Source organism: Herbidospora solisilvae, from assembly GCF_009901565.1.
In the GTDB taxonomy this organism is placed as follows: Bacteria; Actinomycetota; Actinomycetes; order Streptosporangiales; family Streptosporangiaceae; genus Herbidospora; species Herbidospora solisilvae.
In genome coordinates this window covers 393,849-417,096 of record NZ_WXEW01000008.1, presented here as the reverse complement: position 1 = coordinate 417,096, position 23,248 = coordinate 393,849, and the positions used below count along the sequence as shown (strand labels likewise).

General features: G+C 66.8%; 23 protein-coding genes and 1 tRNA gene. All 24 read right to left on the bottom strand.

The features are described 5' to 3' along the window. Position 1: 1 nt before the first annotated feature. The 24 genes from rpsC to GT755_RS27800 all read right to left on the bottom strand — a co-directional run bounded on the left by rpsC (position 2) and on the right by GT755_RS27800 (position 23,147). A complete protein-coding gene (gene rpsC / locus GT755_RS27915) occupies positions 2-853 on the bottom strand; it encodes a 30S ribosomal protein S3 (RefSeq protein ID WP_030451496.1) in 852 nt (283 codons plus the stop codon). After that, a complete protein-coding gene (gene rplV / locus GT755_RS27910) occupies positions 853-1,206 on the bottom strand; it encodes a 50S ribosomal protein L22 (protein WP_030451497.1) in 354 nt (117 codons plus the stop codon). Before rplV ends, rpsC begins: the two co-directional genes overlap by 1 nt. A gap of 30 nt (positions 1,207-1,236) precedes the next feature. Beyond that, the gene (rpsS, locus tag GT755_RS27905) at positions 1,237-1,515 is read right to left on the bottom strand and encodes a 30S ribosomal protein S19 (protein WP_030451498.1); all 279 of its coding nucleotides are present in this window, start codon (positions 1,513-1,515) and stop codon (positions 1,237-1,239) included. An 11-nt stretch (positions 1,516-1,526) separates the two neighbouring features. Beyond that, complete coding sequence (gene rplB / locus GT755_RS27900) at positions 1,527-2,363, bottom strand: 50S ribosomal protein L2 (RefSeq protein ID WP_161482557.1); 837 nt, start codon at positions 2,361-2,363, stop codon at positions 1,527-1,529. 186 nt (positions 2,364-2,549) lie between these two features. Further along, positions 2,550-2,852: a 50S ribosomal protein L23 gene (gene rplW / locus GT755_RS27895; RefSeq protein WP_161482556.1), complete on the bottom strand. Its 303-nt coding sequence runs from the start codon at positions 2,850-2,852 to the stop codon at positions 2,550-2,552. After that, entirely contained in the window at positions 2,852-3,502 is a 651-nt protein-coding gene (gene rplD / locus GT755_RS27890; protein ID WP_161482555.1) for a 50S ribosomal protein L4, read from the bottom strand. Before rplD ends, rplW begins: the two co-directional genes overlap by 1 nt. Next, on the bottom strand, positions 3,499-4,152 hold the full coding sequence (rplC, locus tag GT755_RS27885) for a 50S ribosomal protein L3 (RefSeq protein ID WP_062337781.1): 654 nt from the start codon (positions 4,150-4,152) through the stop codon (positions 3,499-3,501). Before rplC ends, rplD begins: the two co-directional genes overlap by 4 nt. Positions 4,153-4,166: 14 nt before the next feature. Next, the gene (gene rpsJ / locus GT755_RS27880) at positions 4,167-4,475 is read right to left on the bottom strand and encodes a 30S ribosomal protein S10 (RefSeq protein ID WP_012887830.1); all 309 of its coding nucleotides are present in this window, start codon (positions 4,473-4,475) and stop codon (positions 4,167-4,169) included. A gap of 164 nt (positions 4,476-4,639) precedes the next feature. Continuing rightward, positions 4,640-5,833, bottom strand: coding sequence for an elongation factor Tu (tuf, locus tag GT755_RS27875; RefSeq protein ID WP_030451503.1), 1,194 nt, complete (start codon positions 5,831-5,833; stop codon positions 4,640-4,642). A gap of 85 nt (positions 5,834-5,918) precedes the next feature. Next, the gene (gene fusA, locus GT755_RS27870) at positions 5,919-8,012 is read right to left on the bottom strand and encodes an elongation factor G (protein WP_285585470.1); all 2,094 of its coding nucleotides are present in this window, start codon (positions 8,010-8,012) and stop codon (positions 5,919-5,921) included. A 39-nt stretch (positions 8,013-8,051) separates the two neighbouring features. Next, the gene (gene rpsG / locus GT755_RS27865) at positions 8,052-8,522 is read right to left on the bottom strand and encodes a 30S ribosomal protein S7 (protein WP_030451505.1); all 471 of its coding nucleotides are present in this window, start codon (positions 8,520-8,522) and stop codon (positions 8,052-8,054) included. Continuing rightward, positions 8,522-8,896 (bottom strand): 30S ribosomal protein S12, encoded by a 375-nt coding sequence (gene rpsL, locus GT755_RS27860; RefSeq protein ID WP_030451506.1) that lies wholly within the window; start codon positions 8,894-8,896, stop codon positions 8,522-8,524. Before rpsL ends, rpsG begins: the two co-directional genes overlap by 1 nt. Before the next feature lie 430 nt (positions 8,897-9,326). Next, complete coding sequence (locus tag GT755_RS27855) at positions 9,327-13,202, bottom strand: DNA-directed RNA polymerase subunit beta' (RefSeq protein ID WP_161482554.1); 3,876 nt, start codon at positions 13,200-13,202, stop codon at positions 9,327-9,329. A gap of 15 nt (positions 13,203-13,217) precedes the next feature. Then, positions 13,218-16,682 carry a DNA-directed RNA polymerase subunit beta gene (gene rpoB, locus GT755_RS27850; RefSeq protein WP_161482553.1) on the bottom strand — a complete coding sequence of 1,155 codons (3,465 nt, stop codon included), beginning with the start codon at positions 16,680-16,682 and terminating at the stop codon, positions 13,218-13,220. Positions 16,683-17,128: 446 nt separating this feature from the next. Next, positions 17,129-17,635 carry a hypothetical protein gene (locus GT755_RS27845; RefSeq protein ID WP_161482552.1) on the bottom strand — a complete coding sequence of 169 codons (507 nt, stop codon included), beginning with the start codon at positions 17,633-17,635 and terminating at the stop codon, positions 17,129-17,131. Then, positions 17,635-18,144, bottom strand: coding sequence for a hypothetical protein (locus GT755_RS27840; RefSeq protein ID WP_161482551.1), 510 nt, complete (start codon positions 18,142-18,144; stop codon positions 17,635-17,637). The genes GT755_RS27845 and GT755_RS27840 overlap by 1 nt, the downstream gene beginning before the upstream one ends. Positions 18,145-18,281: 137 nt before the next feature. Continuing rightward, positions 18,282-18,674 carry a 50S ribosomal protein L7/L12 gene (rplL, locus tag GT755_RS27835; protein WP_062345068.1) on the bottom strand — a complete coding sequence of 131 codons (393 nt, stop codon included), beginning with the start codon at positions 18,672-18,674 and terminating at the stop codon, positions 18,282-18,284. Positions 18,675-18,755: 81 nt separating this feature from the next. After that, a complete protein-coding gene (gene rplJ, locus GT755_RS27830; RefSeq protein WP_161482550.1) occupies positions 18,756-19,280 on the bottom strand; it encodes a 50S ribosomal protein L10 in 525 nt (174 codons plus the stop codon). Positions 19,281-19,521: 241 nt separating this feature from the next. Then, positions 19,522-20,343 (bottom strand): LppX_LprAFG lipoprotein, encoded by an 822-nt coding sequence (locus GT755_RS27825; RefSeq protein ID WP_161482549.1) that lies wholly within the window; start codon positions 20,341-20,343, stop codon positions 19,522-19,524. Between the two features lie 142 nt (positions 20,344-20,485). Then, positions 20,486-21,199: a 50S ribosomal protein L1 gene (gene rplA / locus GT755_RS27820; RefSeq protein WP_161482680.1), complete on the bottom strand. Its 714-nt coding sequence runs from the start codon at positions 21,197-21,199 to the stop codon at positions 20,486-20,488. Between the two features lie 180 nt (positions 21,200-21,379). Further along, complete coding sequence (rplK, locus tag GT755_RS27815) at positions 21,380-21,811, bottom strand: 50S ribosomal protein L11 (RefSeq protein WP_030451515.1); 432 nt, start codon at positions 21,809-21,811, stop codon at positions 21,380-21,382. 124 nt (positions 21,812-21,935) lie between these two features. Next, entirely contained in the window at positions 21,936-22,703 is a 768-nt protein-coding gene (gene nusG, locus GT755_RS27810; RefSeq protein WP_161482548.1) for a transcription termination/antitermination protein NusG, read from the bottom strand. Between the two features lie 44 nt (positions 22,704-22,747). Continuing rightward, positions 22,748-23,002, bottom strand: coding sequence for a preprotein translocase subunit SecE (secE, locus tag GT755_RS27805; RefSeq protein ID WP_030451517.1), 255 nt, complete (start codon positions 23,000-23,002; stop codon positions 22,748-22,750). Between the two features lie 72 nt (positions 23,003-23,074). Continuing rightward, positions 23,075-23,147, bottom strand: a tRNA-Trp gene (locus GT755_RS27800). Positions 23,148-23,248: the final 101 nt, after the last annotated feature.

The following is a 23,248-nucleotide window of genomic DNA, read 5'->3' as shown; positions in this document are numbered from 1 at the left end:
GTCAGCTCCCTTCAGCACCCGGCTGCTCCGCCGGGCCGGTCTCGGGGGCGGCCTGGGCGGCCGCCTCATTGCGGGGGGCGCGGTCGCCACGACCGGCACCGGCGCCACGGCGCGGACGGTCGCCGCCGCCACGACGGGGACGCTCGGCGCCGCCGCCACGACGGTCGTTGTCACGACGCTGTCCACCGGCGCGGGCGCCGGCAGCGGCGGCCTCACGCTCGGCGCGGCTGGTCGGGGCCTCGCCCTTGTAGATCCAGACCTTCACGCCGATGCGGCCGAAGGTCGTCTTGGCCTCGTAGAAGCCGTAGTCGATGTCGGCGCGGAGCGTGTGCAGGGGCACGCGGCCCTCGCGGTAGAACTCCGAGCGCGACATCTCCGCGCCGCCCAGACGACCCGAGCACGCGACCCGGATGCCCTTGGCGCCGCTCTTCATCGCCGACTGCATCGCCTTGCGCATGGCGCGGCGGAACGAGACACGGCTGGAGAGCTGCTCGGCCACGCCCTGCGCGACGAGCTGCGCGTCGATCTCGGGGTTCTTGACCTCGAGGATGTTGAGCTGAACCTGCTTCTTGGTCAGCTTCTCCAGGTCGCCGCGGATGCGGTCGGCCTCCGCACCACGACGGCCGATGACGATGCCCGGCCGGGCGGTGTGGATGTCGACCTGGACGCGGTCGGTCGTGCGCTCGATCTCGACCTTGGAAATGCCGGCCCGCTCCATGCCCTTCTGCAGCATGCGGCGGATCGCCACGTCCTCGGCGACGTACGACTTGTAGAGCTTGTCGGCGTACCACCGGCTCTTGAAGTCGGTCGTGATGCCGAGGCGGAACCCGTGCGGGTTAACCTTCTGACCCACTAGCGGGCCCTCCCCTTCGGCTCGCGGGACTCCACGATCACGGTGATGTGGCTGGTCCGCTTGTTGATCCGATAGGCGCGACCCTGGGCGCGGGGGCGGAACCGCTTGAGCGTCGGGCCCTCGTCGACCCACGCGCGGCTCACGACCAGCGTCTCGCGGTCGAGCTTGAAGTTGTGCTCCGCGTTCGCGATCGCGGACGAGAGGACCTTGTAAACGGTCTCGCTCGCCGCCTGCGGCGCGAACTGCAGCACGGCCTGCGCCTCCGAAGCGCCCAGGCCGCGAATGAGGTCCACCACGCGGCGGGCCTTCCGGGGCGTGTGGCGCGCGTACCGCGCCTGTGCCCTGGCTTCCATCGCTGTCTCCTATTGCTTTTCGAAGGACGCTTACCGCCGGCTGCGGCGGTCTTCCTTGACGTGGCTGCGGAAGGTCCGCGTGGGCGCGAACTCGCCGAGCTTGTGGCCGATCATCGACTCGGTGACGAACACCGGGACGTGCTTGCGGCCGTCGTGGACGGCGATCGTGTGACCGAGCATGTCGGGCACGATCATGGAGCGCCGCGACCACGTCTTGATGACGTTCTTGGTGCCCTTCTCGTTCTGGGCGTCCACCTTCTTCTGAAGGTGGTCGTCCACGAAGGGACCCTTCTTAAGGCTACGTGGCATTTCGGCTGCTCCTACCGCTTCTTCCTCTTGCTCCGACGCCGGATGATCAGGCGGTCGCTGGCCTTGTTGGCCTGGCGGGTGCGGCCCTCGGGCTTGCCCTTCGGGTTCACCGGGTGGCGACCACCGGAGGTCTTGCCCTCACCACCGCCGTGCGGGTGGTCGACCGGGTTCATGGCGACACCACGGACGGTCGGGCGCTTGCCCTTCCACCGCATACGGCCGGCCTTACCCCAGTTGATGTTGGCCTGCTCGGCGTTGCCGACCTGGCCGATCGACGCCCGGCAGCGGATGTCGACCTGGCGCATCTCGCCGGACGGCATACGCAGCGTGGCGTACATGCCCTCCTTGGCGAGGAGCTGGATCTGCGCGCCGGCGCTGCGGCCGAGCTTGGCGCCACCACCCGGACGGAGCTCCACCGCGTGGATGAAGGTACCGGTCGGGATGTTGCGGAGCGGCAGGCAGTTGCCCGGCTTGATGTCGGCGCCGGGGCCGTTCTCGATGCGGTCCCCCTGCTTGACGCCGGTCGGCGCGAGGATGTAGCGCTTCTCGCCGTCGGCGTAGTGCAGCAGGGCGATGCGGGAGGTGCGGTTCGGGTCGTACTCGATGTGAGCGACCTTGGCCGGGATCCCGTCCTTGTCGTGGCGTCGGAAGTCGATGATCCGGTACGCCCGCTTGTGGCCGCCACCCTGGTGCCGGGCGGTGACCCGCCCGTGGACGTTACGGCCGCCCTTGCTGTGCAGGGGGGCAAGCAGCGACTTCTCGGGCGTGCTGCGCGTGATCTCGGAGAAGTCCGAGACGCTCGCGCCGCGGCGACCGGGGGTCGTCGGCTTGTATTTACGGATGCCCATCTTTTTCGTTCATCCCTGTCTAATTGCCGCGCCTCCGGCGCGGCGGGTTTGGCCGCTTTCAGCGGGTGTCTTCCCTCGTCGCTTCGGGTCGCTTCGCTCCCCTGCGCTCCTCAGTCCAGACACCCGCGCGGCCAAACAACCACCTACACGTCTGGCCTTACCGCAACCATCGCGGTGAAGCCCTTATCAGCCGATCTGGCCGAAGATGTCGATGCGCTCGCCCTCGGCAAGGCTGACGATCGCTCGCTTGGTACCCGGGCGCTCGCCGTAGCCGAACTTGGTGCGCTTGCGCTTGCCCTGGCGGTTGATGGTGTTGACGCCGGTGACCTTCACACCGAAGATCTGCTCGATGGCGATCTTCACCTGCGTCTTGTTCACACCCTGCTTGACCAGGAACGTGTACTTGTTGTGCTCGTCGATCAGGCCGTAGCTCTTCTCAGAGACGATCGGCTTGATGATGATGTCGCGCGGGTCGGTGATCTTGTCCATCAGGCGTCTTCCTTCCCGCTCTTCTCCAGGCGGGCCACGACGTCGTCGTAGGCCTCCTTGGTGAAGACGACGGCGTCGCTGCACAGCACGTCGTACGTGTTGAGCTGGCCGGCGTCCAGGAGGTGGACCTCCGGGGCGTTGCGCAGGCTCAGCCAGGTGAGCTCGTCGTGCTCGGTGACGACCACGAGCACGCTGCGCGAGCCGGTGATCTTACGGAGCGCCTCGAGGGCGGTCTTGGTCTTGGGCGTGTCGCCGGTGACCAGCGAGCTGACGACGTGCACGAGGTTGCCGCCGGCCCGGTCCGACAGGGCCTGGCGCAGGGCCGCGACCTTCATCTTCTTGGGCGTGCGCTGCACGTAGGAGCGCGGCTGCGGACCGTGGACGGTGCCACCGCCGGTGAACTGCGGCGCGCGGGTCGAACCCTGACGGGCCCGGCCGGTGCCCTTCTGGCGGTACGGCTTCTTGCCACCGCCGGACACGTCGCCGCGGGTCTTGGTGGCGTGGGTGCCCTGGCGGCGAGCCGCGAGCTGGGCCACGACGACCTGGTGGATCAGCGGCACGTTGACCTTGGCGCCGAAGATGCTCTCGGGCAGGTCGACGGTGTCGCCGGTCTTGGCGCCGCTCGCGTCGAGGACGTCAATGGTGCTCACTTGGCAGCCCCCTTCTTGGCAGCGGTGCGGATGAGGACCAGGCTGCCGTTGGCGCCGGGGATCGCACCCTTGATCAGGATGAGGCCCTTCTCGGCGTCGACGGCGTGCACCTTCAGGCTCTGGATGGTGGTGCGGACGTTGCCCATCCGACCGGCCATGCGCAGGCCCTTGAAGACGCGGCCCGGGGTGGCGCAGCCACCGATGGAGCCGGGCGAGCGGTGCTTGCGCTGGGTACCGTGCGAGGCGCCCAGGCCCTTGAAGCCGTGACGCTTCATGACACCCGCGAAGCCCTTGCCCTTGCTCTTGCCGGTGACGTCCACGAACTGGCCGGCCTCGAAGGTGCCGGCGGTGACTTCCTGGCCGAGGGTGTACTCGGAGGCGTCGTCGGTGCGGACCTCGACGAAGTAACGGCGCGGGGTGATGTCGTGCTTGCGCAGGTAGTCGCCCAGCGGCTTGTTCACCTTGCGCGGGTCGATCTGACCGAAGCCGAGCTGGATGGCGGAGTAGCCGTCACGCTCGGGAGTGCGGACCCGGGTCACCACGCACGGACCGGCCTCCACGACGGTGACCGGGACGATCCGGTTGCCGTCGTCGAAGACCTGGGTCATGCCGAGCTTCTTGCCCAGGACGCCCTTGATCTGGTTAGCCATGTCAGTGCGTTCCCTCAGAGCTTGATCGAGATGTCGACGCCGGCAGGCAGGTCGAGACGCATGAGCGAGTCGACGGTCTTGGGCGTCGGGTCGATGATGTCAATCAGCCGCTTGTGCGTACGCATCTCAAAGTGCTCGCGGCTGTCCTTGTACTTGTGCGGCGAACGGATCACGCAGTACACGTTCTTCTCGGTCGGCAGGGGCACCGGGCCCGCGACCTTGGCGCCCGTACGCGTCACCGTCTCGACGATCTTCTTGGCCGAGCTGTCGATGACCTCGTGGTCATAGGCCTTGAGCCGAATGCGGATCTTCTGTCCCGCCATAATGGCCTCGGTGTCCTTCGCTGTCGTCTGAACAAGTAACGTGCGGCAGGTTGCCGCTATGTGTCCGTGATCCGGCAGTCACTTCGGAGGCCCGAAGCGGCTGCGGGATCACGGCGGGTGAAGCAAGGTGATGGCCGGGTCCTTGGGGACCCGGCCATCGGGTACTACTTGATGATCTTGGTGACGTTGCCGGCGCCGACGGTGCGGCCACCCTCGCGGATGGCGAACTTGAGGCCGTCCTCCATCGCGATGGGCTGGATGAGCTGGACGGTCATCTCGGTGTTGTCACCGGGCATGACCATCTCGGTGCCCTCGGGCAGGTTCACGACACCGGTCACGTCAGTCGTACGGAAGTAGAACTGCGGACGGTAGTTGTTGAAGAACGGCGTGTGGCGGCCGCCCTCGTCCTTGCTCAGGATGTAGACCTGGGCCTCGAACTCGGTGTGCGGGGTGGTCGTGCCCGGCTTGATGATGCACTGGCCGCGCTCGACGTCCTCGCGCTTGATGCCACGGAGGAGCAGACCGACGTTGTCACCGGCCTGGCCCTCGTCGAGGAGCTTGCGGAACATCTCGACGCCGGTGACGGTCGTCGTGGTGTGCTTCTCCTTGATGCCGATGATGTCGACGGTCTCGTTGACCTTGACGATGCCGCGCTCGATACGGCCGGTCACGACGGTGCCACGACCGGTGATCGAGAACACGTCCTCGATCGGCATCAGGAACGGCTTGTCGATCGCGCGGGTGGGCTCCGGCACGTTCTCGTCGACGGCGGTCATGAGCTCGATGATCGAGTCGCCCCACTTCTCGTCGCCCTCGAGCGCCTTGAGCGCCGAGACGCGGACGACGGGCAGGTCGTCACCGGGGAACTCCTGAGCCGAGAGCAGCTCGCGGACCTCGAGCTCGACGAGCTCCAGGATCTCCTCGTCGTCGACCATGTCGGCCTTGTTGAGGGCCACGACGATGTAGGGCACGCCGACCTGGCGGGCGAGGAGCACGTGCTCCTTCGTCTGCGGCATCGGGCCGTCGGTGGCGGCCACGACCAGGATCGCGCCGTCCATCTGCGCCGCACCCGTGATCATGTTCTTCACGTAGTCGGCGTGACCGGGGCAGTCGACGTGAGCGTAGTGACGCTGCTCGGTCTGGTACTCGACGTGCGCGATGGAGATGGTGATGCCGCGCGCCTTCTCCTCGGGAGCCTTGTCGATCTTGTCGAACGGGGTCGCCTCGTTGAGGTGCGGGTAACGGTCGTGAAGCACCTTGGTGATCGCCGCGGTCAGAGTGGTCTTGCCGTGGTCGATGTGCCCAATGGTGCCGATGTTCACGTGCGGCTTAGTCCGCTCGAACTTGGCCTTGGCCACTGCTCTGTCTCCTTAGAGATTTCTGACTTGACTTCAATCGCACGGTCCCACCGGCCCCGGACGGGGCCGGCGGCTAGCGACGGTGTTACTCGCCGCGGACCTTCGCGACGATCTCCTTGGCGATGCCCGGGGGCACCTCCGCGTAGGAGTCGAACTGCATGCTGTAGCTCGCGCGCCCCTGCGTCTTGCTACGGAGGTCGCCCACGTAGCCGAACATCTCGGAGAGCGGAACAAGGGCCTTGACGACCCGGGCGCCGGCCCGCTCGTCCATGGCCTGGATCTGCCCGCGACGACCGTTGAGGTCGCCGATGACGTCACCCATGTAGTCCTCGGGCGTGGTGACCTCAACGGCCATCATCGGCTCGAGAAGAACGGGGTCGGCCTTGCGCGCGGCCTCCTTGAAGACCATCGAGCCGGCCATCTTGAAGGCCATTTCGGACGAGTCGACCTCGTGGTAGGCGCCGTCCTGAAGGGTGACCTTGACGCCCACCATCGGGTAGCCGGCCAGGACGCCGAACTCGGCGGCCTGCTGGGCGCCCGCGTCGACCGACGGGATGTACTCCCGCGGGATGCGGCCACCGGTGACCTTGTTCTCGAACTCGTAACCGTCGTTGCCCTCGCCCAGCGGCTCAAGGTCGATGAGGACCTTGGCGAACTGGCCGGAACCACCGGTCTGCTTCTTGTGCGTGTAGTCGATCTTCTCCACCTTGCGGCGGATCGTCTCACGGTACGCGACCTGGGGACGACCGACGTTCGCCTCGACCTTGAACTCGCGGCGCATGCGGTCGACCAGGATCTCCAGGTGAAGCTCGCCCATGCCGTGGATGACGGTCTGGCCGGTCTCCTCGTCGCGGCGGACCTGGAAGGACGGGTCCTCCTCCGCCAGACGCTGGATCGCGGTGCCGAGCTTCTCCTGGTCGCCCTTGGTCTTCGGCTCGATCGCGACGCTGATGACCGGCGCCGGGAACGTCATCGACTCGAGGACGACCTGGTTCTGGATGTCGGACAGGGTGTCACCGGTGGTGGTGTCCTTCAGGCCCATCACGGCGACGATCTGACCAGCGATGGCGGAGGGCCGCTCTTCACGCTTGTTGGCGTGCATCTGGTAGATCTTGCCGATCCGCTCCTTCTTCCCCTTCACCGAGTTGATCACGGTGGTGCCGGACTCGAGAGTCCCGGAGTAGAGGCGGATGTAGGTGAGCTTGCCGAGGTGCGGGTCGCTCATGATCTTGAAGGCGAGCGCGGAGAACGGCTCCGAGGCGTCGGGACGACGCTCGATGACCTTCTCCTCGTCGTTGACCGCGTGACCCTTGAAGGCCGGGATGTCGGTCGGCGCCGGGAGGTAGGCGACGATCGCGTCGAGCAGGGGCTGCACGCCCTTGTTCTTGAACGCGGTGCCGCACAGGACCGGGTTGATCGAGCTCGACAGCGTGGCGCGGCGGATGGCCGCGACCAGCTGCTCCTCGGAGGGCTCGACACCCTCGAGGAAGAGCTCCATCAGCTCGTCGTCGTTCTCGGCCACGGTCTCGACCAGGCGGTCGCGCCACTCACGGGCGGTCTCGGCGTGGTCGGCGGGGATGTCGACGGTGTCGTACATCTCGCCCTTGGCCGCCTCGGCGCTCCAGATCAGGCCCTTCATCTTCACCAGGTCGATGACGCCCTTGAAGTCGGCCTCGACGCCCCAGGGAAGCTGGATGACCGCGGGGGTCGCGCCCAGCCGGCTGATCATCATGTCGACGCACCGGTGGAACTCCGCGCCGACCCGGTCCATCTTGTTGACGAAGCAGATGCGGGGAACGTCGTAGCGGTCGGCCTGCCGCCAGACCGTCTCCGACTGCGGCTCCACCCCGGCGACACCGTCGAACACCGCGACGGCACCGTCGAGCACGCGGAGCGAGCGCTCCACCTCGATGGTGAAGTCGACGTGGCCCGGCGTGTCGATGATGTTGATGGTGTGGCCGAGCCACTCACAGGTCGTCGCGGCAGACGTGATCGTGATGCCGCGCTCCTGCTCCTGCTCCATCCAGTCCATCGTGGCAGCGCCCTCGTGGACTTCACCGATCTTGTAGTTGATACCGGTGTAGAACAGGATGCGCTCGGTCGTGGTGGTCTTGCCCGCGTCGATGTGGGCCATGATCCCGATGTTGCGGACCTTGGCCAGGTCAAGCGTGGTCGCCACTGCTCTCGCGTCCTCGTCGTCTCGTCGAAATTCCGCCGACTACCAGCGGTAGTGGGCGAAGGCCTTGTTGGACTCGGCCATCTTGTGGGTGTCCTCGCGCTTCTTCACGCTCGCCCCGAGGCCATTGCTGGCGTCGAGGAGCTCGTTCATGAGGCGCTCGGTCATGGTCTTCTCGCGGCGTGCACGCGAGTACTGCACCAGCCAGCGGAGGGCCAGCGTGGTGCTGCGCGCGGCGCGGACCTCGACCGGGACCTGGTAGGTCGCGCCACCGACACGGCGGCTGCGGACCTCGAGGGTCGGCTTCACGTTGTCCAGGGCGCGCTTCAGCGTGACGACCGGGTCGTTGCCGGTCTTGTCCTTGCAGCCCTCGAGGGCGCCGTACACGATCGACTGGGCGATCGAGCGCTTGCCGTCGAGGAGCACCTTGTTGATCAGGGCGGTGACCAGCGGCGAGTTGTACACCGGGTCGGCCATGAGCTGGCGGCGGCCAGGAGAACCCTTGCGAGGCATTACTTCTTCTCCTTCTTGGCGCCGTAGCGGGAACGAGCCTGCTTGCGGTTGCGGACGCCCTGGGTGTCGAGCGAGCCGCGGATGATCTTGTAGCGAACGCCGGGGAGGTCCTTCACACGACCGCCACGAACGAGCACGATGCTGTGCTCCTGGAGGTTGTGGCCGACGCCGGGGATGTATGCGGTGACCTCGATGCCGTTGGTCAGGCGAACACGCGCGACCTTACGAAGCGCCGAGTTCGGCTTCTTCGGGGTGGTGGTGTAGACGCGGGTGCAGACACCGCGCCGCTGAGGGCTGCCCTTGAGCGCAGGAGTCTTGGTCTTGGAGACCTTGTCCTGCCGGCCCTTTCGGACCAACTGCTGAATCGTGGGCACTACGACAACTCCGTTTCGTGCCTTGGCCGGTGAATCGTGAACATGCTTATTCGCAGGTACTGCCGGTGTCATGACCTGCTGGTTTTCCCTCTCCGCCGACCCACGCGGTCGGGCGTGTCGCGCACTGGTGGCGCAACACCCCGGACCTGGAAATCGGGAACCAGGGGCACACGGCGCGCTTCGCTGGCAAGCTGCGCGCACGCGTGTTGGGCCCATGAACCCATGGGCACGAAAGAGAAGACTACCCAGCCGGTAGCGACACGTCAAAACGGTCGCGAGTACGGGTCGTCGGGATTCGCACCTTGAGTCCCGCGGCCCACCTTTCAAACGCAGGCCGTGATTGAGTCCGTGTCAACTATACCGCGCGATGGCAAGTGAAAAAGCCGGAAGCCCGGCACGAGGCCGGGCTTCCGTGATGAACCTCTGGTGACTAGCGGCCGTACTGACCGAAGTCGTACTCCTCCAGCGGGACGGCCTCGCCGCTGCCCGAACCGAAGGTGTAGTCGGCCGCGGAGCCGTCGTAGCCGCCGACCGTGTACATCGCGGCCTTGGCCTCCTCGGTCGGCTCGACCCGGATGTTGCGGTACTGGGGCATGCCCGTACCGGCCGGGATGAGCTTACCGATGATGACGTTCTCCTTGAGGCCGAGCAGGCTGTCCGACTTGGCGTGGATCGCCGCGTCGGTGAGCACCCGGGTCGTCTCCTGGAAGGACGCCGCCGACAGCCACGACTCGGTGGCGAGCGAGGCCTTGGTGATGCCCATCAGGACCGGACGGCCGGAGGCCGGCTGCCCGCCCTCGGCGACGCACTCACGGTTGATGCGCTCGAACCTCGGACGCTCGACCAGCTCACCGGGCAGCATCTCGGTGTCGCCCGACTCCAGCACGTTCACGCGCTTGAGCATCTGCCGGACGATGACCTCGATGTGCTTGTCGTGGATCGACACACCCTGCGAGCGGTAGACCTGCTGGACCTCTTCGACGAGGTGCAGCTGGACCTGGCGCGGGCCGAGGATGCGCAGCACCTCGTTGGGGTTGCGGGCACCGGCGATGAGCTGGTGGCCCACCTCGATGTGCTGCCCCTCGGAGACCTGCAGCCGCGACCGCATCGAGACCGGGTAGGCGATCTCGTCGCTGCCGTCGTCGGGGGTGATGACGATCTTGCGGGTCTTGTCGGTCTCGTCGATCCGGACCCGGCCGGTGACCTCGGAGATCGGGGCCACACCCTTGGGGATGCGGGCCTCGAAGAGCTCCTGGACACGCGGCAGACCGTGGGTGATGTCGGCGCCCGCCACACCACCGGTGTGGAAGGTCCGCATCGTCAGCTGGGTGCCGGGCTCACCAATCGACTGGGCGGCGATGATGCCGACCGCCTCGCCGACGTCGACGAGCTTGCCGGTGGCCAGCGACCGGCCGTAGCAGGTGGCGCAGACACCGATCTTGGCCTCGCACACCAGCGTGCTGCGGGTGCGGACCGTCTCGATGCCGGCCTCGACCAGCGCGGTGACCGTGATGTCGTTGATGTCGGTGCCGACCGCGGCGATGAGCTTGCCGTCGACCTCGACGTCCTCGGCCAGGATCCGGCCGTGCACGTTGGACTCGGCGTTCTCCGCCTTGACCAGGTTGCCCGAGGCGTCGCGCTCACCGACGTGCAGCGGGACCGCGCGGTCGGTGCCGCAGTCGATCTCGCGCACGATGACGTCCTGCGCGACGTCCACCAGACGACGGGTCAGGTAACCCGAGTCGGCGGTACGCAGCGCGGTGTCGGCCAGACCCTTCCGCTGACCGTGGGTGGAGATGAAGTACTCCAGCACCGACAGGCCCTCGCGGAAGGAGGACTTGATCGGACGCGGGATCGTCTCACCCTTGGTGTTGGACACCAGGCCGCGGATGCCGGCGATCTGACGGACCTGCATGAGGTTTCCTCGGGCGCCCGACTGGACCATCATCCAGATGGGGTTGGTCTTCCCGAAGGCGTCCTGCATGTCCTGGGTCACGTCGCTCGTGGCCTTGGTCCAGATCTCGATGAGCTCCTGACGGCGCTCCTCGTCGGTGATCAGACCGCGGTCGTACTCGCGCTGGACCTTGTCGGCCTGCTTCTCGTACGACTCCATGATCGTGCCCTTGTTCGGGGGCGCGATGACGTCGTCGATCGAGATGGTCACACCGGCGCGGGTGGCCCAGTAGAAGCCGGCGTCCTTGAGCGCGTCGAGCGCGTTGGCGACCTCGACCTTGGGGTAGGTCTCGGCCAGCTCGTTCACGATCGCGGACAGCTGCTTCTTGCCGACCTGGTAGTTCACGAACGGGTAGTTCGCGGGCAGCGTGTTGTTGAACAGGCAGCGGCCGAGCGTGGTCTCCAGGCGCAGCGGGTCGCCGGCCTCCCAGCCCTCGGGCGCCTCCCAGCCGCGCGGCGGGGCGACGTCCTTGAGCCGGACCTGGATCTTCGCCTGCAGGTCGAGCTCGTGACGGTCGAAGGCCATGAGGGCCTCGGAGACCGACGCGAACACCCGGCCCTCACCCTCGGCGTCTTCGGCCTGGGTGGTGAGCGAGTAGAGGCCGATGACCATGTCCTGGGTGGGCATCGTCACGGGCTTGCCGTCGGCGGGCTTCAGGATGTTGTTGGTCGACAACATCAGGATGCGCGCCTCGGCCTGGGCCTCGGCCGACAGCGGCAGGTGCACGGCCATCTGGTCGCCGTCGAAGTCGGCGTTGAACGCCGTGCAGACGAGCGGGTGGATCTGGATGGCCTTGCCCTCGACCAGCTGCGGCTCGAAGGCCTGGATGCCCAGGCGGTGCAGCGTCGGAGCACGGTTCAGCAGCACGGGGTGCTCGGTGATGACCTCTTCGAGCACGTCCCACACGACCGGGCGGGCCCGCTCGACCATGCGCTTGGCGCTCTTGATGTTCTGCGCGTGGTTCAGGTCGACCAGGCGCTTCATCACGAACGGCTTGAACAGCTCCAGCGCCATCTGCTTGGGCAGACCGCACTGGTGCAGCTTCAGCTGCGGGCCGACGACGATGACCGAACGGCCGGAGTAGTCGACTCGCTTGCCCAGCAGGTTCTGGCGGAACCGGCCCTGCTTGCCCTTCAGCATGTCGCTGAGGGACTTCAGCGGGCGGTTGCCGGGGCCCGTGACCGGGCGGCCGCGGCGGCCGTTGTCGAACAGCGCGTCGACGGCCTCCTGGAGCATGCGCTTCTCGTTGTTGACGATGATCTCGGGGGCGCCGAGGTCGAGAAGCCGCTTGAGGCGGTTGTTCCGGTTGATCACTCGCCGGTAGAGGTCGTTCAGGTCGGAGGTGGCGAAGCGGCCACCGTCGAGCTGGACCATCGGCCGCAGGTCCGGCGGGATGACCGGGATGCAGTCGAGCACCATGCCCGCGGGCGAGTTGCGGGTGTTCAGGAACGCCGCCACGACCTTGAGCCGCTTGAGGGCGCGGGCCTTCTTCTGGCCCTTGCCGCTGCGGATCGTCTCGCGGAGGTTCTCCGCCTCCTGGTCGAGGTCGAAGCTCTGCAGCCGCTCCTGGATCGCCTGCGCGCCCATGCCGCCGCGGAAGTAGCGGCCGAACCGGTCGCGCATCTCGCGGTAGAGCAGCTCGTCACCCTCGAGGTCCTGGACCTTGAGGTTCTTGAAGCGGCTCCAGACCTCCTCGAGCCGGTCGAGCTCACGCTGCGCCCGGTCGCGGAGCTGACGCATCTCGCGGTCGGCGCCCTCACGCACCTTGCGGCGCTGGTCGCCCTTGGCCCCGGCGGCCTCCAGCTCGGCCAGGTCGGCTTCGAGCTTCTTCTGCCGGGCCTCGATGTCGGCGTCACGGCGCTGCTCGACGTGCTGACGCTCGACCGAGATCTTGGCCTCGAGCGAGGACAGGTCGCGGTCGCGCATCTCGGTGTCGACATGCGTGATCATGTACGCCGCGAAGTAGATGACCTTCTCCAGGTCCTTCGGGGCGAGGTCGAGCAGGTAGCCCAGACGCGAGGGAACACCCTTGAAGTACCAGATGTGGGTGACCGGGGCGGCCAGCTCGATGTGGCCCATCCGCTCACGACGCACCTTGGCACGGGTCACCTCGACGCCGCAGCGCTCACAGATGATGCCCTTGAAGCGCACGCGCTTGTACTTGCCGCAGTAGCACTCCCAGTCCCGGGTCGGACCGAAGATCTTCTCGCAGAAGAGTCCGTCCTTCTCGGGCTTGAGGGTCCGGTAGTTGATCGTCTCCGGCTTCTTGACCTCGCCGTGAGACCACTGGCGGATGTCGTCGGCGGTGGCCAGGCCGATCCGGAGCTCGTCGAAGAAGTTGACGTCCAGCATGTACTAAATTCCCCCTCAGACTTCTTCCACGCTGCTCGGCTCACGCCGGGACAGATCGATACCGAGCTCCTCCGCCGCGCGGAAGACGTCCTCGTCGGTGTCGCGCATCTCGATGGACATGCCGTCGCTGGAGAGCACCTCGACGTTCAGGCACAGCGACTGCATTTCCTTGATGAGGACCTTGAAGGACTCGGGGATGCCGGGCTCGGGGATGTTCTCGCCCTTGACGATGGCCTCGTAGACCTTCACACGGCCGAGGACGTCGTCCGACTTGATCGTGAGGAGCTCCTGCAGCGCGTAGGCGGCGCCGTAGGCCTCCAGGGCCCACACTTCCATCTCGCCGAAGCGCTGGCCGCCGAACTGCGCCTTACCGCCCAGCGGCTGCTGGGTGATCATCGAGTAAGGACCGGTCGAACGGGCGTGGATCTTGTCGTCGACCAGGTGCAGCAGCTTGAGGATGTAGATGTAGCCGACCGAGATCGGGTGCGGGAACGGCTCGCCGGAGCGGCCGTCGAAGAGCCGGGCCTTGCCGTTCTCCTGGACCATCCGGGAACCGTCGCGGTTCTTCAGGGTGCTGTTGAGGAGGCCGACGATCTCCTCCTCGTGGGCGCCGTCGAACACCGGCGTCGCGACCTTGGTCCAGGGCTTGACCTCGCCCATCTCCTTCTCGCGCAGCCGCTCGGCCCACGCCTCCTCGATGCCGGAGACGTCCCAGCCTCTGGCGGCGATCCACCCGAGGTGTGTCTCCAGCACCTGGCCGACGTTCATTCGGCCGGGCACGCCCAGCGGGTTGAGCACGATGTCGACCGGGGTGCCGTCTTCCAGGAACGGCATGTCCTCGACCGGAAGGATCTTGGAGATGACGCCCTTGTTGCCGTGGCGGCCGGCCAGCTTGTCGCCGTCGGTGATCTTACGCTTCTGGGCCACGTAGACGCGGACCAGCTCGTTGACGCCGGGAGGAAGCTCGTCGCCCTCCTCGCGGCTGAACACGCGGACGCCGATGACCTTGCCCGACTCGCCGTGGGGCACCTTCAGCGAGGTGTCGCGCACCTCGCGCGCCTTCTCACCGAAGATCGCGCGGAGCAGGCGCTCCTCGGGGGTCAGCTCGGTCTCACCCTTGGGGGTGACCTTTCCGACGAGGATGTCACCCGTGACCACTTCGGCGCCGATCCGGATGATGCCCCGCTCGTCGAGGTCGGCCAGGACCTCCTCGGAGACGTTCGGGATGTCCCGAGTGATCTCCTCCGGGCCGAGCTTGGTGTCGCGGGCGTCGACCTCGTGCTCCTCGATGTGGATCGAGGACAGGACGTCGTCCTGCACGAGGCGCTGCGACAGGATGATCGCGTCCTCGTAGTTGTGGCCCTCCCACGGCATGAACGCCACGAGCAGGTTCTTGCCGAGCGCCATCTCACCGGTGTCGGTGCAGGGGCCGTCGGCGATGACCTGACCCGACTCCACCCGGTCGCCCTCGGCGACGATGGGCTTCTGGTTGAAGCAGGTGCCCTGGTTGGACCGCTTGAACTTGGCGACGCGGTAGGTGGTGCGGGTGCCGTCGTCGTTCATCACGGTGACGTAGTCGGCGGAGACCTCCTCGACGACACCGGCCTTCTCGGCGCTGATGACGTCGCCGGCGTCGGTCGCCGCACGGTATTCCATGCCGGTGCCGACCAGCGGAGCCTCGCTCTTCAGCAGGGGCACCGACTGGCGCTGCATGTTCGAACCCATGAGCGCGCGGTTGGCGTCGTCGTGCTCAAGGAAGGGGATCATGGCGGTCGCGACCGACACCATCTGGCGCGGCGAGACGTCCATGTAGTCGACCTCGGACGGGTGCACGGCCTCGAACTCGCCGCCCTTGCGGCGGGCGAGCACGCGGTCTTCGGCGAAGCTGCCGTCGGTGTTCAGGCGCGTGTTGGCCTGGGCCACGACGTGGCGGTCCTCGACGTCGGCCGTCAGGTAGTCGACCTGGTCGCTGACCTTGCCGTCGACGACCTTGCGGTAGGGCGTCTCGACGAACCCGAAGGAGTTGATCCGGCCGAACGACGCGAGCGAGCCGATCAGGCCGATGTTCGGGCCTTCCGGCGTCTCGATCGGGCACATGCGGCCGTAGTGGGACGGGTGCACGTCACGGACCTCGAAGCCGGCCCGCTCACGCGACAGACCACCGGGACCCAGCGCCGACAGACGGCGCTTGTGGGTCAGGCCCGCGAGGGGGTTGGTCTGGTCCATGAACTGCGACAGCTGCGAGGTGCCGAAGAACTCCTTGATCGACGCCACGACCGGGCGGATGTTGATCAGGGTCTGCGGCGTGATCGCCTCGACGTCCTGGGTCGTCATGCGCTCGCGCACGACGCGCTCCATGCGGGCCAGGCCCAGGCGGACCTGGTTCTGGATCAGTTCGCCGACGGTGCGCAGGCGGCGGTTGCCGAAGTGGTCGATGTCGTCGATCTCGACGATGACCTGACCGTTGTCGCCCATCGACTCCTCGCCGGCGTGGAGCCGGACGATGTACTCGATGGCGGCGACGATGTCGTCTTCGGTGAGGGTGCCCTGCGTGATCTCGGAATCGCAGCCGAGCTTCTTATTGATCTTGTAACGGCCGACCTTCGCGAGGTCGTACCGCTTGGGGTTGAAGTAGAGGTTCTCGAGCAGCGCCTGCGCGGACTCCTTGGTCGGGGGCTCGCCCGGACGCAGCTTGCGGTAGATGTCGAGCAGCGCGTCGTCCTGGCCGGAGGTGTGGTCCTTCTCCAGGGTGGCGCGCATCGACTCGTACTGGCCGAAGCGCTCCAGGATCTGGTCGGTCGTCCAGCCGAGCGCCTTGAGCAGGACCGTGACGGCCTGCTTGCGCTTGCGGTCGATGCGGACGCCGACGCTGTCGCGCTTGTCGATCTCGAACTCGAGCCAGGCACCCCGCGACGGGATGACCTTGGCGCCGTAGAGGTCCTTGTCGGACGTCTTGTCGACGGTGCGCTCGAAGTAGACACCGGGCGAACGGACGAGCTGGGACACCACGACACGCTCGGTGCCGTTGATGATGAAGGTGCCCTTCGAGGTCATGAGCGGGAAGTCGCCCATGAACACGGTCTGGCTCTTGATCTCACCGGTGGTGTTGTTGATGAACTCCGCCGTGACGAACATCGGGGCGGAGTAGGTCATGTCCTTGTCCTTGCACTCGTCGACCGAGTACTTGGGCGGCTCGAACCGGTGATCCCGGAACGAGAGGGACATGGTGCCGGAGAAGTCCTCGATGGGACTGATCTCCTCGAAGATCTCCTCGAGACCCGACTGGGCCGGCACATCGCGGCGGCCCGCCTGGCGGGCCGCCTCGACCCGGGCCTTCCACTTCTCGTTGCCGAGCAACCAGTCGAAGGACTCGGTCTGCAGAGCTAGTAGATCAGGAACTTCCAGAGGCTCCTGGATACGTGCGAACGACACGGTGCGGGGACCGGCGGGTACGGCGGAGGCGTTGCGCGAGGCTGCCAACAGATGTCCTTCCGAGGGCTCGCGGACTGACTACACGCACGCCAGACGACCAAGGAAAGCGAGGTTACTCAGAGAAACGGTCGTCAAAGGGCAGCGCAAAGGGGCAGTGTAGCCGATGGGCATACACCTGTCCACTCCGCTCTCGCTCTGCGCTCCACGTTGCTGGCAGCATCACCCGTCTGGGCTCAAACGTCAAGCCCGAGAGACGACATTTCGGCTAACCAATGGCCAGCACGCTGGGTTTTTCCCTTCCGTGAGACGACCGCCGGTTGCGAAGCCCTATCGACAACCCGCCGAGCCCAGTCGATACCCTGGACCCGAGTCCGCTAACGCTCTGTCACACGGAAGGCCCAACGATGACCGTTGATCGACCTTCCAACGCCCTGGACATTCCCTGGGCCCGCGAAACCAAAACACAAACGTGACTAACAATTGGGTCTCGCGGCTCAGCGGATGGGCGTGTTGCCGATCAACGTCGAGAGCCCGGACACCAGCCAGCGACCGTCCGTAACCACCATGACCAGGCGTGCCCTGTTCTGCACGACCTCCGCCGGCCCCTCTGTCCGGCTTGTGGTGGTGTTCAGGAAAACCAGCACTTTGACCCGTTCGGGGCTGGCCTCCTCGACCGCCACGGCGGCCACCGTCGCCTGCTGGACCTTGCGCTCCCGGCGCACCTGCGGGACGAACGTGCCCGCCAGGTTGGCGTAGTGCTCGGCCAGCGGTCCGGTGGCGTGACCACGGGCCCGCGCGAGATCGGCCTCGATCGTGCGGTGATCATAGGAGAGCATGTCGGCGGCGTACGCCCGGGCCGCCTGCCGCGCCTCCGCGGCGGCCGCCGCGGTGTCCTGGACTCGTTTCAGGTCCAGGTAGAGCCGCCCGAGCGCGCCCAGCGCCAGCACGGCCAGCACGACGAGCAGGGAGGTCAGCCGCAGCGCGCGCTGGACGACGGCCATCACGACACCAACTCCGCGTTCGCGACCAGCCAGCGGCCGTTCTCCTTGGCCAGGTCCATGCGCCAGCGGTAGAAGCGGTCTTCGAGCCGGTCGTCCTTCCGTCCGGTGAAGTCGACCAGGACGTCGGCGACCACGAGCACCTGCGCGCGGGTCCCCTCGGCGTTCATGGACGCCAGCCCGGCGCCCCGGAGCACCCCCGTCTGGAGGACCTTGTCCTTCATCACCGCCTCGCGGGCGGCCACCTGGTCGCGCTCGTAGCGGGCCCGGGTCTCCCCCGTCGACGTCGACACCACGCCCCGGAAGGCGGTGTCGAAGGTGCGGTGGTCGAGCGACATCAGGCTGACGGCGTGGGTGGAGGCGGCCGCGACGGCGTCGGCCTCGTCGGCCTCCCGGGCCAAGGCCGAGGCTCTCAGCGTCCACACCCACCCGGCGGCGGCGCCCAGCAGGAGGACCAGGGCCAGCAGGGCCAGGTTGAGACGGCGGGGGGCCTCACGGCGGATCCTGGCCACGGGCGGATTGTACGTGGGCCGTGCCGGGGCGCCGGCGGAAAGCGATCAAATCGGTCTGAGACCCGGACCGCCCCGGAAAAAGCCGGAAGCGGCCCGCCCAGGCACCTGGGGCAGACCGCTTCGCGGGGTGAAGCCACTTACTTGACGGTGACCTTGGCGCCGGCGCCCTCGAGGGCAGCCTTGGCCTTCTCCGCCTGCTCCTTGTTGACCTTGCCGTCGAAGACCGCCTTCGGAGCGCCGTCGACCAGGTCCTTGGCCTCCTTCAGGCCCAGGCTGGTGAGCGCGCGGATCTCCTTGATGACCTGGATCTTCTTGTCGCCGGCGGCCTCGAGGATGACGTCGAACTCGTCCTGCTCCTCGGCCTCTTCGGCCGGAGCGGCGCCGCCGGGGCCGGCGACGGCCACGGCCGCGACCGGGGCGGCGGCCTTGACGTCGAAGGTCTCCTCGAACAGCTTCACGAAGTCGGACAGCTCAAGGAGGGTCATCTCCTTGAAAGCGTCGAGCAGCTCGTCGGTGCTGAGCTTCGCCATGATGGTTCCTCCATAAGGATCGTGCTGAATAACGTGAAAAGGGACCGCGGTTTGCGTTTCCCCCCGCTCGCGCGGACCTGCTTACTCTCCGGACTCCTCGCGCTTGGCGCGCAGAGCTTCGGCCAGACGAGCCATCTGCGTGGGCAGCGCGGCGAAGGTGGCGGCAGCCGTGGACTGCTTGGCCTTCAGGGCGCCGGCCAGCTTCGCGAGGAGCACCTCACGCGACTCGAGGTCAGCGAGCTTGGAGATCTCGGCGGGCGTCATCGACTTGCCGTCGACGACACCGCCCTTGATCACCAGAAGGGGGTTGGCCTTGGCGAACTCACGCAGACCCTTGGCGGCCTCCACCACGTCGCCCTTGACGAACGCGATCGCGGTCGGGCCGTAGAGCAGGTCGTCGAGGACCGTGATCCCGGCGTTGTTCGCCGCGATCTTGGCCAGCGTGTTCTTCGCCACGGCGAACTTCGCATGCCCACCGAGAGAGACGCGCAGCTGCTTGAGCTGGGCGACGGTGAGCCCGCGGTATTCGGTCAGAACGGCGGCGCTGCTGCCGTCGAACTCAGCCTTGAGTTCGTCGACCGCGCCGGCCTTCTCCGTCTTCGCCATGGGCCTCCTTCCAGATGTCGCCGCCGGAAGGGATGAAGGCCCCAAGAAAACAGACGAGCCCCGGGCGCAGGGCGCACGGGGCTCTCAGCAAGCTCCAGAAAAGGCTTGTCAGAGGCTCTCAAGTCACACCTGCGCGGGTCGCCCACAAACGTGGGACCTTCGGTCACCGGGATAGGCACCCGGAGACGACCGGCGGTCTTTGGCAGGACTAAGAGTACGGTGTCAAGCCCGCAACACCAAATCAGCCGCCCACGGGCATGTTCTTGGGCAGCTCGCCGACCTGGTCGGCGGCCGGCGCGGCGATCTGAAGCTGCTCGTTGAACGACTTGAACAGCAGGGTGGCGGAGAAGCTGGCACCGCTCTCGGCGCCGTTGAGGCCGATCTTGCGCGGCAGCCCGTCGGCGTCGATCCAGGCGTCGAACTTCACGTTCTTCAGCGAGGCGAGCTGGCCCTTGACCCGCTCCTGGGTCTCCTTGGGCAGCAGCAGCACGGCCGCGTCGGCGGGGAAGCTGCCCGAGTAGTGGGTGGTGTCGACCCCGTTCACCGACTCGGTGCCGACGGCCTTGACGTCCTTGGACGCCGTCAGCAGCGTGACGCTCGTCTTCAGGTCGATCTGCTGGGCCTGGTCGAGGAACTGCCCGGCGGCTTCTGCGCCCCCGACCTCCTTGAGGTCGACCTTCACCCACGGCTTGTCGGTGCCGAGGAGGGTCTTGAGCATGTCCATCTTCACGTAGGCGACCTCGTCGGCCAGGATCACCCGCAACCCGCCCGGCACGGTCTGACCGCCGAAGGACACCTGGCTCAGGGTCACGTCGGAGGCGAGGGTGGGCTTCTGCTGGAACAGCATGCTGCCCTGGACGCTGCCCTTCTGGCCCTTGGGGTCGGCGAAGTCGAGCACGATGTCGGCGCTGTAGGAGTCGATCGACTCGGCCTTCTGTGCCGTCTGCTGAATGGCCTCGGCGGCGGAGAGCTTGACGTCCCCCAGCGGCTGGGCAGTCGTGGTCCCGCAACCGGCCACCGCCAGGGCGGCGACGACCCCGGCGGCCACTAAGAATCTGCGCATCTTGTCAATCCCTTCGTCGGCCCGAGCCTACGTGGGGCCGTTCTGGCGCGCGTTCCTGTCCTCAGGATTCGCACAGAAAAGACACAACCCCCGTCCGGTACCCGGACGGGGGTTGGGTAGGCCTGATCGGCCAAGCAGTGGATCAGGCGTCGATCTCGGCGGTCATCCCGCGGGTGACGTTGGGGTCGACCGGGATGCCGGGGCCCATCGACGTCGCGAAGGTGACCTTCTTGAGGTAGCGGCCCTTGGCGGCCGACGGCTTGAGACGCAGCACCTCGTCGAGGGCGGCGGCGTAGTTCTCGAGGAGCTGACGCTCGTCGAAGGACGCCTTGCCGATGATGAAGTGGAGGTTCGCGTGACGGTCCACGCGGAACTCGATCTTGCCGCCCTTGATGTCGGTGACGGCCTTGCCGACGGCCGGGGTGACGGTGCCGGTCTTCGGGTTGGGCATGAGGCCACGGGGACCGAGCACGCGGCCCAGGCGGCCGACCTTGCCCATGAGGTCGGGCGTGGCCACGACCGCGTCGAAGTCGAGGCGGCCCTTGGCGACCTCGTCGATCAGCTCGTCGGCGCCGACGATGTCGGCACCGGCGGCGCGCGCCTCCTCGGCACGGTCACCGGTCGCGAAGACCAGGACCCGGGCGGTCTTACCGGTGCCGTGCGGGAGGTTGACGGTGCCGCGGACCATCTGGTCGGCCTTGCGCGGGTCGACGCCCAGACGCAGGGCGACCTCGACGGTGGCGTCGAACTTGGTGGTCGCGGTCTTCTTCGCCAGGCGGACCCCTTCGATGGGGGCCAGCAGGGCGTCGCGGTCGACCTGAGCGGCCGCGTTCTTCCAGCTCTTGCTGCGCTTCACTGCGATCTCTCCTGAGAGGGAGTTCGTGGTGCGGGCCGCGCTCGACCCTTCCACTGTGGACAATTGCCGCGCCTTCGGCACGGCGGCTCGGTCGCTGTGATCCGGTTTCTTCCCTCGTCGCTCCGGGTCGCTGCGCTCCCCTGCGCTCCTCAGTCCAGAAACCGGCGCTCCCTCGCGGGATTACTCGGCGATCGTGATGCCCATCGAACGGGCGGTGCCGGCGATGATGCGCTCGGCCATCTCGATGTCGTTGGCGTTCAGGTCGGGCATCTTCTGCTCGGCGATGGCGCGCAGCTGCTCCTTGGAGAGCTGGCCGACCTTGGTCTTCAGCGGGTTGTTCGAGCCGCTCTTCAGACCGAGGGCCTTCTTGATCAGTTCGGGCGCCGGGGGCGTCTTGGTGACGAACTGGAAGGTGCGGTCTTCGAAGATGGTGATCTCGACGGGGATGATGTTGCCCCGCTGGGACTCCGTCGCAGCGTTGTACTGCTTGACGAACTCCATGATGTTGACGCCGTGGGGACCGAGGGCGGTACCGACCGGCGGGGCGGGGGTGGCCTGGCCAGCGGGAAGCTGGACCTTCACCAACGCCGCGATCTTCTTCTTGGGAGGCATGACTCTCTCCGGGTCCTGTTATTCGATGAAGCGTTCCCCCGGCGAATCGGAGGGGGAACATGTCGGCGAGCCGCCCTTCGCGAAGGAGCGGCTCTAGCCGAACGTCTAATTGTAGGCGACCGCCTCAGATCTTCGAGACCTGGTTGAACGACAGCTCAACGGGGGTCTCGCGACCGAAGATCGACACCAGCACCTTGAGCTTCTGCGACTCGGGGCTGATCTCGCTGACCGAGGCCGGGAGCGTGGCGAACGGGCCGTCCATGACGGTGACCGACTCGCCGATCTCGAACTCGACGGTCGAGGCGGCCGACTTGGTGGCGGCCTTCTTGACCTCTTCGGTCGGCTCGGGCGCCAGCAGCTTGGCGACCTCGTCGAGGTTCAGCGGGCTGGGCTTGTTGGACAGGCCCACGAATCCGGTGACACCCGGGGTGTTGCGGACCGCGGCCCAGGACTCGTCGGTGAGCTCCATGCGGACCAGGACGTAGCCCGGCAGCACGCGCTCCTTGATCGGGGTCTTCTTGCCGCCCTTGAACTCGGTCACCGTGTGGGTCGGCACCTCGACCTGGAAGATGTAGTCCTCCATGTTGAGGCTGCCGGTGCGGCTCTCGATGTTCTGCTTCACGCGGTTCTCGTAGCCGGCGTAGGAGTGGATCACATACCACTCGCCGAGCTGGCCGCGGAGTTGGCGCTTGAACTCCTCGACGGGGTCGACGTCGGGGAGGATGTCGCCGTCTTCGTCGACGTTCTCGTCGTCTGAGTCGGCGGCGGAAGCCTTGACATCGGTGGCCTCGTCGGCTTCCGCAGCGTCGTCAGCGGCCTCGTCGACCTCTTCAACGGCCTCGTCGTCCCACTCGTCGCGGGAGTCGTCGGCCGGCAGCGGGGACTCGGACACGATGGCTATTCCTCTTTCCGTCGGGTTTTACTGTGCTGGGCGGGTCAGGAACCGAAGACCGCCAGCACACCCTGCGTCAAAAGGAAGTCTAGTGCGGACACGATTCCGACCATGATCAGGCAGAAAACGAGGACCACGATGGTGTAGTTGATCAGCTCCTTGCGCGTAGGCCAGATGACCTTGCGGAGCTCCGCTACTGCCTGCCGATAGAAAAGGGCAGGGGTGGTGCGCTTGGCCTTCTTCTCGCCACTCGGCTTTTCCGGCTGAGCCGCGGCCTCGCCGCGCGTGTCGATCGCCACAGTCCTCACCTGATCCGTCGTGTCCATCGCAACCGGCGGCTCATACGCCCTTAGTGCGCGGACCGCACTCCGCAGGGCACGAGGGACTCGAACCCCCAACCGCCGGTTTTGGAGACCGGTGCGCTACCAATTGCGCTAGTGCCCTAAGCCGTGCACCACACTACAGGAGAACAGGCGAACTGTTCACCGCCGTTGTGGGCCACTAGACGTGGAAGTGTACGCAGGTTCGGTCACTTCGTCGAACCA